The following is a 16524-nucleotide window of genomic DNA, read 5'->3' on the forward strand; positions in this document are numbered from 1 at the left end:
AGGCTATTAGTAGCTGGAAATATTAATTATTTCTGTTTTAAGTACATTTCGATTATATGCCAAACTATAAATAAAATAATTCCAAAATAAAATAAGTATTGATTAAATTTAAAATACCTTTTCATTGCTTTGCTATTTACTTTCATAGCTTCATGAAAACTTTCAATACCACGTTTTATCAAATCTTGATCATTTCCAATACTAGGGTGTCTACCTTTTGTAATTTCATAATAGTCATTGTTTGCATACAAATTACTAATAACGTACTTTAAAAATTTTAAGCCACAAATTATACTTACACTCCAACACATGACTGCTAGAGCAAGTGGAATCTGAGAATAAGCTAAACTGTGGTTTTCTGTTTTATGTATTGAAAATCCGATTGCTGATACCGATAGTGCAATTAGATAGTAAACATATTTTTCTTGTTTATCTCTAAATTCTTGTTGAATCTTGAACTGTATTTCACTCATAATTACACATTTTTCCGAAGATCTTGGTACTTAAATTAATGCATCACGTTTTCAACTTCTTCTGGATTGTGTTTGTGTTTAAACAAAACCGCAAAAGCAACAGCCACAATTAAAGCATAAACCGCAAACGAAAGCCAGATGTTGTGCCAATCCTTCGTGCCATTAGCATCAGTAAAATATTTTGCAATTACATAACCGCTAACAAAACTTCCCAAAACCGCTCCAAAACCATTGGTCATCATCATAAACAAACCTTGAGCTGATGAACGGATTTTAGAATCTGTTGTCGTTTCTACAAAAAGTGATCCCGAAATATTAAAGAAGTCAAATGCCATTCCGTAAACAATACAGGAAACAATAATCATCCATAAACCTTCCTGTGGATCTCCATAAGCAAAGAAGCCAAAACGCAATACCCAAGCTAACATACTGAAAAGCATCACCATCTTGATTCCGAAACGTTTCAAGAAAAATGGAATTGCAAGGATAAACAAGGTTTCAGAAATTTGAGAAATCGACATTATTATAGTTGAATATTTTACAACGAAAGAATCGGCATATTCAGGAACTTTTTCAAAATCTGATAAAAAAACATCACCATACATATTGGTCAATTGTAAAGCTCCACCTAGAAACATCGAGAAGATAAAAAACAAGGCTACTTTATAGGTTCCAAATAATTTAAAAGCATCTAAACCCAGAGATTCTACTAATGAGGCATCCTTTTTAGTCAGCTTTTGTGGTGGACATTTTGGCAAAGAAAAAGCATAAATCCCTAACGCAACTGCTGCAATTGCAGCAATATAAAATTGATTGGCAGAAGCCTTATTTCCTGTAAGGTTGGTAATCCACATGGCTACAATAAAACCAACTGTTCCCCAAACCCTAATTGGAGGAAAAACCTTCACAACATCAAATTGATTGTTTTTCAGTATGGTATAGGCTATCGAATTAGACAAGGAAATCGTTGGCATATAAAAAATCATGGCTATAAAAATAACCCAAAAGAAAGTGGTTGGGTCGGTCACCATTGGGATATAGGCTAAAGCTAAACCTCCTAAAACGTGCAAAATCCCGTATAATTTTTCCGCATTCACCCATCTATCGGCAATGATTCCTGTTAAAGCTGGCATAAATATAGACGACAAACCAAGCGTTGAAAAGATGGCTCCGAACTCGGCCCCACCCCATTGTTTTGTACCAAACCAGTAATTTGCAATCGTGATAAGCCAAGCTCCCCAAACAAAAAATTGAAGAAAGCTCATCAATGTTAATCTAAATTTAATTCCCATAAATCAGTTTGTGTTTTGAAAATTTTACAGCCCGTAAATCTACTATTAAAAATGAGATAAACAAAAATTTACACCGTTTTCGTAACTTCTTCTATAAGTTCCAAAACAGCGGTAAATTGTTCTTCTCTTGTAAGGTAGGAATTGTCTATTTCGATGGCGTCATCTGCAATAACTAGAGGTGAGTCTTCTCTGTGGGAATCAATATAATCACGTTCTTGAACGTTTTTCAGCACTTCTTCATACGAAACGTCATCGCCTTTTGCTTGAAGTTCGTCAAAACGCCTTTGAGCTCGTGTTTCGGCACTTGCAGTCATGAATATTTTAAGTTCGGCATCAGGAAAAACTACGGTTCCAATATCGCGACCATCCATTACAATGGCTTTGTCTTTGCCCATTTGCTGTTGCTGTTCGACTAATTTGGCACGGACTTCTGAAACTTCGGCTACACGGCTTACGAATTTTGAAACTTCGATGGTTCGGATTTCCTTTTCGACGTTTACTTCATTCAAAAACATTTCGGCAAAACCTAATTCAGGATTGAATTGAAATTTTAGATTGATATCTGGCAAGGCATTTATCAAGGTTTCTTTGTCGAAAGATTCCTCGTTGATGTAACCGTTATCCATTGCAAAATAAGCAACTGCACGGTACATTGCTCCAGTATCTACGTAAACATATCCTAAATGTTTGGCCAATTGTTTGGCTAAGGTGCTTTTTCCTGTGGAGGAAAATCCGTCGATGGCGATGGTGATTTTTTTCATATTTATATTTGCCACGAAGGCACTAAGTCGCAAAGATAAAATAAAGTTTAATTAAAATAATAGATTTTCATTACAGCATTGCATTCATTAATAAACATCTTTAACAAATTTTATTATCCTTATTTTTGTTAAAAATATTTTATATTTGAATAAAATATTATAATTACAAAAATGAAATTCTTATATCTTTTTAGTTTTCTATTTATCTCAATCACATCTTATTCTCAAGAATCGTTTGAAGAAATTGCCACAAGCAAAGATGGTACTAAATATTATATTAATATTGTAGATTTTGACATAACAAATAACATCTGGAAGATTTGGTTAAAAACTGAATATCCACATAAAAAAATAAATGCAAAAAATGGAAAATCATTATTAAAATATCAAGGACATCAAATTCAGTATCTAGTCTTTTATTGCGATAAAAAAACGGCTGATATTCTTGAATATTATATCTATGACTCTGATGGCGCGATTGAGTCAGAAGGTAATTCACTGCGTTTTAATAGTAATGTAGTACCAGAAACTATTACAGAATGGGTATATAACTACACTTGCAAATAAAGATAATAAAATAATGTAGTTAATCTACATTAGCTTTTTATTGTTTAATTTAAATTCTATTTAATGAGTAAGAAAACTTACATTAACATGAGATGTGATTTTGAGGTAAATATTAGCCGAAAAGATTTTATCTTCATTGTAAAGCTTCTGCTTATGGCTGGTTTCATTATTTTATAAAAAATGAATAAAAAAGTAAAAAATGAAAAAAAGATAGAAGAAATAAAGAAAACTGTTAAAGCAAAAGTAAAGGAGGGAGATGACATCAAACTCCTTTATTGTTTTCCATAATTAAAATTATTTCATATCTTCTTTTTTTGCGTGAGGGATTGAAGTGGAAATCCTTTTTCTTTTTTTCTTAAAAAAAAAGAAAAAGATTGGGAACGGAAAGCCCGACAGCATTTTTAAAAAGGCTATGGACAAACTGAATTTGCCTTTTTTAAAATGGTGGCACGCCCAAAAATTAATCTTGAAAGTTAATTGTGAGTCCGAAAAGGCTTGTGTTTCCTGCCAAAGTATAGCGTGAATAGGAATAATCGAATTTTATTTTGTTGAAACGAAGTCCGAAACCGACTGATATTCCGGAGAAATTTCGCTGGTCGAGAATTCGGAGTTCCTCGCCTCTTCTGAAATTATAACCCAATCTGAGGTTGAAGGCTTTTTCGGGGAAAAGTTCGGCTCCAAGGATGACGTGTCGCAAGGCGTTGTTGAAAAAGGAAACTTTTTCTTCGGTTTGACCTCCGTCGATATTGCCTTCGGCTCGGGCTGGGTTTGAAAAGGCGATGTTCCATTGTTGAAGATTCTCTAACGTTAGATGCCATCTCAAAGGAACGTGCTCAAGTTCTTGCGAAATTCCGGCCATGATTTCGAGTGGCAAGTTTTCGCGCGTTCCTGCGTAAGTTGTGAATTGTGTCCCGATGTTTCGGATGGCAAAAGCAATGTTGATATCGTTGTAATCATCTACATATAAAGCACCTAAATCTATTGCACCACCAAAGGAATTATAGCTTTCTAGAGTTGAGGAAATCAACTTTGCGTTTGCTCCAAGATAGACATCCGTATGCGGAACGTTGAACGCATATCCGAATGAAAGTGCGGTTTCGCTTCCTGTAAAGTCGGATGTATAATTTCCGTTTTCGTCATAGCCTTCAAAATTTCCGTAGTTGACGTAGTTTACTCCTGCGTGAAAAGTTTGCAGATGTCGGTCATAAGTGTAAGCATAATTGGCAGTTCCGTAGGTCACTTCACCAAACAGACTTCCGTAGTTCATGGAAAGATGATTGTCCATTTCGGCATTGATGGTTGCCGGATTGTACATGGCCTGATTGACATCGTAATCGTAGATGGTTAGGATTTTTCCACCCAAAGCGGCTTGTCGTGGCGAAGTAATGAGATTTAAAAACTGGTAAACTGATTTACCACCTATCTGACTGTAACTTACAGTACAAAAAAGTATGAGAACAGCAACAGATATTTTTTTAAACATATGAGGATTTACCAATTTACTTATCCTATAACGGAAATGCGAAGATATTATTTTTTTTAGTTGCAATTAAAAATTAAAAATTAGTAATTAAAAAATTAATGCTAAAGTTGAATAATAACAAAAAAGTTTAATCGGTTAGGATTAAACTTTTTTGATACTTATTTTTAAACACAGATTGCACAGATTTTGTTTGTAACTGAAATATCTTTCGATCTTTCGATCATTTAATTTAAAATTTTTGCGTTTTTTGCATTTTGGTCAGTAATGGCTATTGCTAAAACTTCGCTCATTTCTTTTACATAGTGAAATGTCAAACCTTCAAGGTATTCGGGCTTTATTTCGTCAATGTCACGCTTGTTTTCGTGACAAAGGATGATTTCCTTGATGTTGGCCCTTTTTGCTGCAAGGATTTTTTCTTTTATTCCTCCAACAGGAAGTACTTTCCCTCTCAAGGTGATTTCTCCAGTCATGGCAAGGTTTTTCTTGATTCTTTTTTGTTTGAAAACAGAAACAAGAGAAGTTAACATTGCTATTCCAGCACTTGGTCCGTCTTTTGGAGTTGCTCCTTCTGGAACGTGAATGTGAACGTTGTATTTTGTCAAGACTTCAGGGTCAACACCCAATTTTTCAGCATTTGCTTTGATGTATTCCAATGCAATTGTTGTTGATTCCTTCATCACCGTTCCTAAATTCCCAGTCATGGTCAAGCTTCCTTTTCCTTTGGAAATTAAGGATTCTATGAATAAAATATCGCCCCCAACACTGGTCCAAGCCAATCCTGTTACAACACCGGCAACATCATTACTTTCGGATTTATCACGTTGCATTCTTGGAACACCAAGCACTTTTATAATGTCTTCATCAGTAAGTTTTATGTTGTATTCTTCTTCCATTGCAACCGATTTTGCTGCATTACGGATTACTTGTGCAATCTTGTTTTCTAATCCTCTCACACCGGATTCACGGGTGTAACCTTCAACAATTTGTTCCAATTGTTTTTTTCCGATAACCAATTGCTTTGTAGTTAATCCGTGTTCTTTTAATTGTTTTGGAAGTAAATGTTTTCGTGCGATTTCGACTTTTTCTTCGATAGTATAGCCTGACATTTTGATGACTTCCATCCTATCCCTCAATGCAGGTTGAATGGTTGACATATTGTTAGAAGTCGCGATAAACATCACTTTTGATAAATCATACCCCATTTCAAGGAAATTATCATAAAATTCCTTGTTTTGTTCTGGGTCTAAAACTTCCAGCAAAGCTGATGATGGATCTCCATTGTGACTGCTTGATAATTTATCTATCTCATCCAAAACAAAAACAGGATTTGATGTTCCTGCTTTTTTCAAACTTTGGATGATTCTTCCCGGCATCGCACCAATATAGGTTTTTCTATGTCCACGAATTTCCGCTTCGTCACGCAAACCACCTAATGAAATACGAACGTATTCCCTACCCAAAGCTTCGGCAACCGATTTTCCAATAGACGTTTTTCCAACTCCCGGAGGTCCTGTCAAGCAAAGGATTGGTGATTTCATATCGTTACGCAATTTTAAAACGGCAAGATGTTCGATCATTCGCTTTTTTACATCTTCTAAACCAAAATGATCGCGATCTAAAACTTTCTGGGCGTGCTTTAAATCAAATTTATCTTTTGAAAAATGATTCCAAGGCAATTCCAAAAACAATTCAAGATAATTTCGTTGGATGCCAAAATCAGGAGCTTGAGGATTCATTCGTTGCATTTTTGATAATTCCTTTTCAAAATGCTTTAATGTTTTCTCGTCCCATTTTTTGGTTTTGGCTTTCTGACGCATCTCTTCGATTTCTTCTTCTTGAGAAACGCCACCAAGTTCTTCCTGAATGGTTTTTATTTGCTGATGCAGGAAATACTCCCGCTGTTGCTGGTCCAAATCAAAACGAACTTTGGATTGGATATCGTTTTTTAATTCGAGCTTCTGCAACTCCAAATTCATAAAACGAAGTGTTGCTAAAGCTCTATCTTTTAAATCATTAATAGCAAGTAAATCTTGTTTTTCTTTAACCGTCAGATTCATGTTGGAAGAAACAAAATTCACCAAGAACGATTGGCTTTCAATGTTCTTGATGGCAAATGTAGCTTCAGTTGGAATGTTTGGACTTTCCTGAATTATCTGGGTTGCCAATTCCTTCAGCGAATCGATAATGGCACTGAATTCTTTTTCTCCTTTTTTAGGACGTTTTTCCGGAACTTCTTTAATTGTAGCTTTAATGTATGGAATTTCTGTCGTAACGGTATCAATTTCAAAGCGTTTTTTTCCTTGAAGAATTACCGTAATGTTTCCATCGGGCATTTTAAGTACACGTAAAATTCTTGCAACAGTACCAACCGTATTGATGTCATTGAAAGTTGGGTCTTCGTCTTCTTCGTTTTTCTGAGAAACAACACCGATGATTTTATTCCCTGCATTGGCATCATTGATCAATTTAATTGATTTATCGCGACCTGCTGTAATTGGAATTACAACTCCAGGAAACAAAACCGTATTTCGTAGAGGCAATATAGGCAAGTCGTTAGGAAGTTCTTCATTGTTCATTTCCTCTTCGTCTTCTGGCGTCAATAATGGAATTAATTCGGCTTCAGAATCGAATTCTTGTAGTGACAAGTTGTCAATGGTAATTATTTTTTGATTCGACATATAGTATTTAAGTCATTTTGTCATTAAACGAAAACATAAGTTATACAAATTTATTATATTCTTGATGTTTATTTTACTGGTAATCAATAATTAATAAAATTTTATTAGTTGACTTCTATTTTTAAAGTCAATCTTTATGCCACAAAAAAAATCCGCTTTTCAGCGGATTAAGTTTTAAGTATTTAAATTATTCAATATCATCTTCAGGATCAAACGGAAAATCAAAAACTCCGTTTGTTACTTGAAATGGTCCCGCTTCAGTATCATCTTCAACACTTGCGGCTATATAAGAAAATGAAAAAGTTCCTTTAATACGTTTTGTTGCAAAGTTAAATTCTGTAATTGTAATTGTACCTATTTCATTTAAAGCAATATAATCTCCTTCTATAGGCAAAATTAAACTTACTAAACAAGTAGTTATTGGCTCTTCTGACTGCAAATTTGTATTATGATCTAAAACATATGTACCAGGAACCCATAAATCTCTTGGAATTACTAGATTTATTTCATAACGAGACATTGCTTGTGGATCTAAAGGAGCTGAATTTCCTTGAATTTGAAGTGCATCTGGACCATAATATAATTCATTGATAAATGCAAATGAACCACCATTTATCGGATAGAAGAAAGGTTTCATTTGGTTATACTGAACACCGTTAATATTAGCATTCATATATCCATCACCTACAACGGGACCTCCACCTACTGCTGATAAGGTTATCGGGTTAGACCATCCACTTTCTTCATCAGAAGAACAAATTGCTTTGACATAAAAGTCATAACTTTGATTAGTTAAATTATTCAGAGTAAACGGTTTTGCTGTAGTGATATAACTTGTACCATCGGAAATTGATTGTCCAGCTTCAACAACTACAACTTCCCAAGATGTTTCTGTTCCACCTGCATTCCAATTTAAACTGGCAGAAGTAGTATTTTGATTTCTCTGTACTGTTAAATTAGTTGGTGTTGCACAATCAGGATTATCCATCTGTGAAACATACGGAATTGTAAAAGAACCGTTTGTAAATTCAATTGGTGATGGTGGATTTTCATCTGTAAAATCAGACCAATATCCAGTAAATTTAAAAGTACCCGAAATAGTTTTTGCGGTTGTATTGATGGCTGTAATCACTACAGAGCCATTGCTAACATAATTTCCGTCAGGCAATTCATTAAAATTCACATAATCATACTCTGAATTTGGACTTGGATTATATGAAATTATATGATTGTCAGTATCGTATGTTCCCACAGTTGCTCCATCAAGAGCAATGCTAACGGTTTGCCCTGTTGATTTTACACCCGAAATTAAAATATTTCCACTTGAAACATAAGCTACTGTTGTATTGGCTTGAAAAGTTTGTCCGCTAAAATCAACCTTAAAAAAAGTTGAAGATTGAGGCGGAGTCAACACAACGGCAGGATCCAAAGGTTCCACATCTGTTGAACAAGATATAAAACCTAGAGTAGAAACCAGTAGCAAGCAAAGAGATAAAAATCTATTCTTTTTCATTTCAATTTATTTAATTTTTCAAATATAATTTTTTTTATCCGTTGTGCAATGTTTTTTTAGGAACTCGAAGTAAAAGTAATAATCCTACAATAAAAAATACGGTCAAAAACACGATCGAGTTTCGCATACTTCCGGTAATCTGATCTATAAAACCATACAGCACCATTCCGATTACAATTCCTACTTTTTCGGAAACATCATAAAAGCTGAAAAATGAGGCTGTATCATCAGTTTTAGGTAAAAATTTTGAATAGGTTGAACGTGACAATGCCTGGATTCCACCCATTACCAAACCTACAAAACCTGCAGTTGCATAAAAATGAAATGGCGTTGTCACAAAATAGGCAAAAACACAAATGACCGCCCAAATGGCATTAATAACAATAAGTGTTTTAATATTTCCAAATTTCCTCGAAGCTCTCGATGTAAGAATCGCTCCTAAAACCGCAACCAACTGAATAACTAGAATACTAATAATCAAACCCATGGTTTTCTGTCCATCATCTTCCCAATTGATCTCCTGTTCGCCAAAATAAACTGCAACCAACATAACCGTTTGAACCGCCATGCTATACACAAAAAAAGCAATCAGATATCTTTTTAAGGGAAGATTTTCAAACAATTGATTTTTTACTTTTTTCAATTCCCTAAAGCCATTAAAAAAAACAGCTCGTGTAACTTTGTCGTTGTTTTTGTTGCCTTTCGGCAGATAATAAAATGTATATTGACTAAAAGCAATCCACCAAATTCCCGTCAAGACAAAGGTTAATTTCATGGCTTGCAATTTTTCAGCTCCTGTTTCTTGGCTCATGACTAAAGCAAGACTTATCAAAAGCAAAAGAACACTACCAAAATAGCCTAAAGAATAGCCTTTAGCACTCAACCCATCTTGTTGTTCATTAAAAGCTATGTCAGGCAAATAAGAGTTATAAAAGACCAAACTTCCCCAAAAACCTATCAATCCAAAGAAATAGCAAGCCAGTCCGAAATAGATGTTTTCAATTGAAAACCAATACAATCCAATACAAGACAAAGCTCCAAGGTAACAAAAAAACTGCATAAAGCGTTTCTTGTTTCCCACATAATCGGCAATACCAGAAAGCAAGGGCGAGATAAAAGCAACAACCAAAAAAGCAGCAGCTGTAACAAAACTTATCAATGCCGTATTTTTGAAAGTGGTTCCGAATACAGCAACTTCTGAAACATTATCTGGGAAAAGTGATGCATAAAATATTGGGAAAATAGCCGATGAAATAACTAAAGGATAAACCGAATTCGCCCAGTCATAAAAAGCCCAAGCGTTTAATAATTTGCTACTTCCCTTTTCTAGATTTGCCATATTTTTAAGTTATCCGTTATTAGTTGTGTATTTTTAAAATTAAGTTATAACCTTAATTAATTTCAAAATAAAAACCCAACTTTTATATTTTTTAATTTTTTAGACATAAAAAAACCACGCTTTTTTGCGTGGTTCGAAGATAATATTTTTATTAGAATTTAACTCCAAATTTTGCAGCATCTGCTTTTGCCTGTGGAATTAATCTTTTCAAATTTGCAATCCTTGTAGCGTCCGAAGGGTGAGTACTTAAAATTTCTGCAGGTGCTCCTCCAGATTTTGCTGACATCCTCTCCCAGAAAGGAACTGAAGCATCAGGATTATAACCAGCAATTGCCATTAAAGTCAATCCGATTTCATCAGCTTCTGATTCGTGGCTTCTGCTAAAAGGCAACATTCCTCCAACATTACTACCAACTCCATAGGCTTGCATTACCAAAGCTTGTGTTTCTGCACTTTTGTTACCAACTGCAACTTGAGCAACTCCTGCTCCAAGTTGTTGAGCCAAACCGGCACTCATTCTTTGCTGTCCGTGATTTGCCAAGGCATGAGCTACTTCATGTCCCATAACGGTTGCCAAACCAGCTTCGTCTTTTGTAACGGGAAGTATCCCAGAATAAATCACAATTTTTCCTCCCGGCATGCACCAAGCATTTACTTCCTTATTGTCCACCAATTTATATTCCCAAGCATAACCTTCCAAAGCATCAGCAGTTCCTCTTGCTTTAAGTAGTTTTTCAGCAGCAGCTCTAATTTTAGCTCCTACTCGTTCTACCATCTTTGCATCGGCAGTTCCAGTAATTACTTTATTTTCCTTCAAAAAAGCTCCATATTGGCTGAATGAAGATGCAAAAATTTCTTGGTTCGAAACGAAAGCCATTGTTTTTTTTCCTGTAACAGGATTTGTTGCACATGAAAATGCAATTGCCAACAAAGCAACTGCACTTCCTAGATAGATGTATTTTTTCATAGTGTTTTTGTTTTTGCTGTAAAAATACACATTTTTCTACTTCCCTGTGATATGAAGTTCTGTAAAATCTTTATGAATAAACAATATGGTCTTGCCATCATATTGTGCATTTTCTAATGAAATTACATCGTTATCAAACTCAATTGAAGCAACTTGAAACGGCAATCCATGTAAAACAATCTTAAATCTTTTATAATTTGTTTCAAACTTTCCTTCGGTATGTTGCTGGATAATCAACTCGTTTTCCTTTCCTCTCAAACTGAAAGTAGAAAGACTGAACCTTCCCTTACTGTAATCGTATCCATCTTGTGAATCTTCATACAACATCGATTTTTCCTTGCCTAATTTATAATAAACGTCAAGCGTAATTTCCTCAAATTCTAATTCGCCAACATATTGTTGAACCGGATATTTAGGGATAATTGCACCTTCTTTTATAAAAATTGGAATCTGGTCATAATCGGTTCCTACCCAGAATTCTTTTCCTCCAGAAACAATTTCATCCGTCCAGTAATTGTACCAATTTCCTTTCGGAAGATACATTCTTCGTCCGATAGCATTTGGTTCTAAAATCGGGCAAACTAAAATCTGATTTCCAAAAATAAATTCATCCGTTCTGTAATGCGTTTGTGGATCTTCTTGATCAAAATACACCAATGGTTTCAACATCGGAACACCATCGTTGATGTATTCCCAAAACATGGTATATAAATAAGGAAGCAATTGATAACGCAATTCAACAAATTTCCTAGTGATATCCACCACTTCTTCGTCAAATGACCAAGGCTCTTGATCACCGTGATCTCCAGAAGAATGGGTTCTGCAAAACGGATGAAAAACACCTAGCTGAATCCATCTTGCATATAATTCGCCCGAAGGCTGTTCTGCAAATCCACCAATGTCAGATCCTGTAAAACCCATTCCCGACATCGACATTCGTTGCATTTGGATGTTTGCAATCCATAAATGTTCCCAACTTGCCACGTTATCTCCCGTCCAAGACGAAGTATAACGTTGTGCTCCAGAATAAGCCGAACGCGTGATGATAAAAGGTCTTTTAGGATATGAAAATCGCTTCACGCCTTCATAAGTGGCACGAGCCATTTGGGTTCCATAAATATTATGGGCTTTTCTATGACTGCAAGGGTTTCCGTCATAATGATGGCGAACATCCATCGGGAAAGTCTTTCCAGGAACATCCATCACGGCAGGTTCGTTCATGTCATTCCACACGCCTTTTACCCCAATATCCGAAATCAATTCCTTGAACAACCCAGCCCACCATTCTCTCACTTCTGGGTTGGTATAATCAGGGAAATTACATTCTCCTGGCCAAACTTTTCCTTTCATATAAGGACCATCGGCTCTTTTGCAGAAATAATCATTCGCCAAAGCTTCGGCATAAACCGAATATTCCTTGTCAATTTTAATTCCCGGATCAATGATAACAACGGTTTTGAAACCATCTTCTGCCAATTCTGCAACCATCTTTTTCGGATCTGGAAAATAATCCTTGTTCCATGTAAAACATCTGAAACCATCCATATAATCAATGTCCAAGTAAATAGCGTCACACGGAATGCGAAGTTCCCTAAATTTACTTGTCACTTCCTTCACCTTATTTTCCGGATAATAACTCCACTTACATTGGTGATATCCTAAAGCCCAAAGTGGCGGTAATTCCGGCTTTCCAGTGAGGTGTGTATAAGTTGTAACCACATCTTGCATTTTTGGACCATAAATGAAGTAGTAATTCATCTCTCCTCCTTCGGCCCAAAAGCTGGCTACGTTTCTTCTTTCGGCACAAAAATCAAAGAAGGTTTTAAAGGTATTATCAAAGAAAACACCATAGGCCATCTTGTTTTGCAAGCCAATATAAAACGGAACAACCTTATACAAAGGTTCTTGGTCTTTATGGAAAGCATATTGATCGGTTGCCCAATTTTCCAATCGTTTTCCTTTCAAATTCAAATGTGAAGCCTTGTCGCCCAAACCATAAAAACTTTCGCCTTCTTTCGAAGCCTTACTCATTTTCACGATGTTTCCACCAAAATTATAATTTTCTTCCCAATGAAAACCGAGCTCATCTTCCAAGATACTTTTCCCATCCAAATCAAAAATTGCAACTTTCATGTCCACTTTTCTGATGATGCAAACCACCTTGCTGGTTTTGATTTGATATACATCGTCACTTTCTAGAAGTTCTAGAAAATTATAACCATGCGATTGCCCCTTGTCGATGGCATACGAGAAATCGTTGCTAAAATAACCCTTGGTTGTATATCTAAAACGAATCAAACTATCTCGAATAACCGAAACGCGAAGAATCACGCTATTATCTGAAAAGAAATCGAAAGAATTGACTTCTTGCGTGAACGAAACTATTTTGGATGGAAATAAATCTCCTTTATATTCTAATTCTTGATTTAAAATCATAGCTTAAATTTAAATGGTAAATGCCAAATTTACAAAGTTGCTAACTACTTTAGCCATTTAGCTTTAAGTAGTTTTTAACTATAACGTTTTCGGCTATTGATAATCTATTTTGGTGTTTGAATTTTTGAATTTAATAACTCCATAAAGGATTTTACGCCAAAGAAAGTGCCTTCAAAATATTTTCCTTCTTTATAACTTGAAACAAAAAATGAATTCACTTTTTCCTTTGTTTCTTCGTCGGAAATCAACTTGATTAGCTCTTCCGAATTTTGAATCCTGATCCTTCGGAATTCCTTCGAAATATTGATGGTCATTTTTCTCTCGGAAGATGATGGCAGAAAATTAGCTATTCCAAGAGTAAACTTTTCAAAGTTCTCTTTAGTAGTAAATTCACTGTTGATGGTAAAGATGGAAATCTCGATTCCTGTTTGCTTTTTAAAATCAATCAACATTTCGACAAGTTTATCGGCTTCGGTTTGATTGAATAGATTTTCAAAATCGTTTAGTGGTTTAAAACCTTTCTGAACGGCTTTTCGCAGTTGTTCTTCTCTTTGTAGTTTGAAAGAATTTACAGTGTCATTTCCTTGCGAGAAAGAACATATTGAGGATAATAGAACAACTAGGACAATTATTTTTTTAAACATTTTTTATTTTTTTTGCCCTATAAGGCATTTAAGATTTTCAAGCCAAAGTAATTATAGGAACTTAAATGCCTTATATGGTTAACTTTATTTTATGAAATTTTAAAAGCAATAACCCCCAAAGGAGGCAATACTAAAGATGCTGAAAACGGTTTTCCGTGGTATTCTTCCTTGTCAATTTTAATTTTTGCTTCGTTCGTCACGCCACTTCCGCCATATCGTTCATCATCACTGTTGAATATCTGAACCAATTTTCCTTTTCTCGGAAGTCCGATTCTGTAATCCGTTCGAACAACTGGTGTAAAATTGCAAACCACAATCACATCGCCTTTTACATTATTTCCCTTTCGGATAAAAGCCAAAACCGCATTCTGATGGTCGTCATAACTGATCCACTCGAAACCTTCTGGCGAAAACTGCTTTTCGTGCATGGCAGGATTCAATTTGTAAAGTGCATTCAAATCGGTAATGACATTTTTGATACCCGAATTAAATTTAGATTCCAATAAATGCCAATCTAAACTTCCAGCAAAATTCCACTCGCGTCGTTGCCCGAATTCCGAACCCATAAACAACAATTTCGCTCCCGGATGCGTGAACATATAGCCATAAAGCAATCGCAAATTGGCAAATTGTTGCCATTCGTCGCCCGGCATTCTTCCTAAAACCGAATATTTTCCGTGAACGACTTCATCGTGCGAAATGGGCAACATAAAATTCTCCGAAAAGGCATACGTCATTGAAAACGTCAAATCATTCTGATGGTATTTTCTATAGATGGTTTCCCGCTTGAAATACTGCAAAGTGTCGTGCATCCAACCCATCATCCATTTCATTCCGAAACCAAGTCCACCCTGAAAAGTAGGTCTCGAAACCATCGGGAAAGCCGTACTTTCTTCGGCAATCGTCTGAACGCCTTCAAAATTGGTATAAACCGCTTCGTTGAATTCCTTCAGGAAACTAACGGCGTCAAGGTTTTCTCTTCCTCCAAAAATATTCGGTTCCCAACCACCTTCTTCACGCGAATAATCCAGATAAAGCATCGAGGCAACGGCATCCACACGAAGTCCATCAGCGTGATAATGTTGCAACCAAAAAATAGCATTGCTTATTAAGAAAGCACGAACTTCATTTCGCCCATAATTAAAAACCAAGCTCTTCCAATCCGGATGATAGCCTTTCCTCCTATCGGGATGTTCGTATAAATTGGAACCGTCAAAATACCCCAAACCGTGACCATCATCTGGAAAATGCGAAGGCACCCAATCCAGAATCACACCAATTCCGGCCTGATGTAACTTATCAACCAAATACATAAAATCCTGTGGTGTGCCAAAACGTGATGTTGGTGCAAAATACCCAACCAACTGATATCCCCAAGAAGGGTCATACGGATATTCCATAACTGGCATCAGCTCCACGTGCGTAAAACCAGTTTCCTTTACATAGTTTACCAAATCTTCCGCCAATTCACGATACGTCAGGAAACGGTCTTCGGCTTGGTGGCGTTTCCAAGAACCCAAATGCACTTCATAAACTGAATATGGCTTGTCCAAAGCATTGGTATCTTTTCGGGATTTCATCCATTTATCGTCCTTCCATTTATAGTCCAAATCCCAAACAATCGAAGCCGTTTGTGGCGGATGTTCACAGTATAAACTAAAAGGATCGGTCTTTTCGGTCAATGCATTATTATTGAACGAACGAATCCTGTATTTATAAACAGCCCCTTTCTGAACACCCGGAATAAAGCCTTCCCAAATGCCCGAACTGTCCCATCTCACTTCAAGTTGGCATTCATTTCCGTTCCAAGAATTAAAATCGCCAATCACCGAAACACTCTGGGCCGATGGAGCCCAAACCGCAAAATAAACGCCTTGTTCGCCATTAACTTCTATCAAATGTGATCCTAATTTTTCATACAGCCTAAAATGTTTCCCAGCCTTAAACAGACTGATGTCAAAATCAGTAAAAAGAGAATGCGATATAATTTTGCTCATGGTTTGTTTTGGTGTTTCTGCTGTATTGTATAATATTTTTTAAATCTAATTATTTTTTTTGTTGTAATGCTTAAGGTTATGCCAAATTTAGGTTTTTGATTATGCTTTCTTTACTTTTTAAGTGGTTCTCTTTAATGTCCCTCTCCCGAACCTTCGGGATTGATTGGAATGACAACAAACCATTTCTATATTTTTTTTTATCCGCGATCTATTTGTCATCCAGAGCATACAATGTCATTAAATTAAGCTCAATCTTGTCCTCCCGACGGAGGAGGGAACTCACTAGAAGCTAACTTAAAGAAGGACAAGATTGTAAATCGATTGCGATTCCTCCTTCGTCGGAAGGACAAAACAGGGTCTTTATTTCCTTAACT

At 35.8% G+C, this 16524-nt stretch carries 12 protein-coding genes; 1 reads left to right on the forward strand and 11 read right to left on the reverse strand.

All coding sequences use genetic code 11. The annotated features are described in order from the left end of the window. Positions 1–26: 26 nt before the first annotated feature. The 3 genes from J2X31_RS07115 to cmk form a co-directional block, all read right to left on the reverse strand. Entirely contained in the window at positions 27–473 is a 447-nt protein-coding gene (locus tag J2X31_RS07115; protein WP_310025583.1) for a hypothetical protein, read from the reverse strand. Positions 474–508: 35 nt separating this feature from the next. Then, positions 509–1765, reverse strand: a complete 1257-nt coding sequence (locus J2X31_RS07120) for a nucleoside permease (RefSeq protein WP_310025585.1) — start codon at positions 1763–1765, stop codon at positions 509–511. Between the two features lie 68 nt (positions 1766–1833). Beyond that, positions 1834–2526, reverse strand: coding sequence for a (d)CMP kinase (cmk, locus tag J2X31_RS07125; RefSeq protein WP_310025586.1), 693 nt, complete (start codon positions 2524–2526; stop codon positions 1834–1836). A 171-nt stretch (positions 2527–2697) separates the two neighbouring features. On the opposite strand from cmk, the gene J2X31_RS07130 reads away from it, so the two are divergent. Continuing rightward, entirely contained in the window at positions 2698–3093 is a 396-nt protein-coding gene (locus J2X31_RS07130) for a hypothetical protein (protein WP_310025588.1), read from the forward strand. A 460-nt stretch (positions 3094–3553) separates the two neighbouring features. Here the strand turns inward: J2X31_RS07130 and porQ are convergent, their stop codons facing one another. The 8 genes from porQ to glgB form a co-directional block, all read right to left on the reverse strand. Next, positions 3554–4576, reverse strand: coding sequence for a type IX secretion system protein PorQ (gene porQ / locus J2X31_RS07135; protein ID WP_310025589.1), 1023 nt, complete (start codon positions 4574–4576; stop codon positions 3554–3556). A gap of 224 nt (positions 4577–4800) precedes the next feature. Continuing rightward, positions 4801–7254 (reverse strand): endopeptidase La, encoded by a 2454-nt coding sequence (lon, locus tag J2X31_RS07140; protein ID WP_310025592.1) that lies wholly within the window; start codon positions 7252–7254, stop codon positions 4801–4803. Positions 7255–7441: 187 nt separating this feature from the next. After that, positions 7442–8767 carry a DUF6252 domain-containing protein gene (locus J2X31_RS07145; protein WP_310025593.1) on the reverse strand — a complete coding sequence of 442 codons (1326 nt, stop codon included), beginning with the start codon at positions 8765–8767 and terminating at the stop codon, positions 7442–7444. A gap of 34 nt (positions 8768–8801) precedes the next feature. Beyond that, the gene (locus tag J2X31_RS07150; protein WP_310025594.1) at positions 8802–10106 is read right to left on the reverse strand and encodes an MFS transporter; all 1305 of its coding nucleotides are present in this window, start codon (positions 10104–10106) and stop codon (positions 8802–8804) included. 151 nt (positions 10107–10257) lie between these two features. Next, complete coding sequence (locus J2X31_RS07155) at positions 10258–11073, reverse strand: M48 family metallopeptidase (RefSeq protein ID WP_310025595.1); 816 nt, start codon at positions 11071–11073, stop codon at positions 10258–10260. Positions 11074–11109: 36 nt separating this feature from the next. Further along, positions 11110–13509 (reverse strand): glycoside hydrolase family 31 protein, encoded by a 2400-nt coding sequence (locus J2X31_RS07160; protein ID WP_310025597.1) that lies wholly within the window; start codon positions 13507–13509, stop codon positions 11110–11112. Positions 13510–13613: 104 nt separating this feature from the next. Then, positions 13614–14153 carry a TPM domain-containing protein gene (locus J2X31_RS07165; RefSeq protein ID WP_310025598.1) on the reverse strand — a complete coding sequence of 180 codons (540 nt, stop codon included), beginning with the start codon at positions 14151–14153 and terminating at the stop codon, positions 13614–13616. A gap of 89 nt (positions 14154–14242) precedes the next feature. Then, positions 14243–16150 (reverse strand): 1,4-alpha-glucan branching protein GlgB, encoded by a 1908-nt coding sequence (glgB, locus tag J2X31_RS07170; protein WP_310025599.1) that lies wholly within the window; start codon positions 16148–16150, stop codon positions 14243–14245. Positions 16151–16524 lie beyond the last annotated feature (374 nt).

Source organism: Flavobacterium arsenatis (assembly GCF_031456785.1).
GTDB classification, from domain to species: Bacteria; Bacteroidota; Bacteroidia; order Flavobacteriales; family Flavobacteriaceae; genus Flavobacterium; species Flavobacterium arsenatis.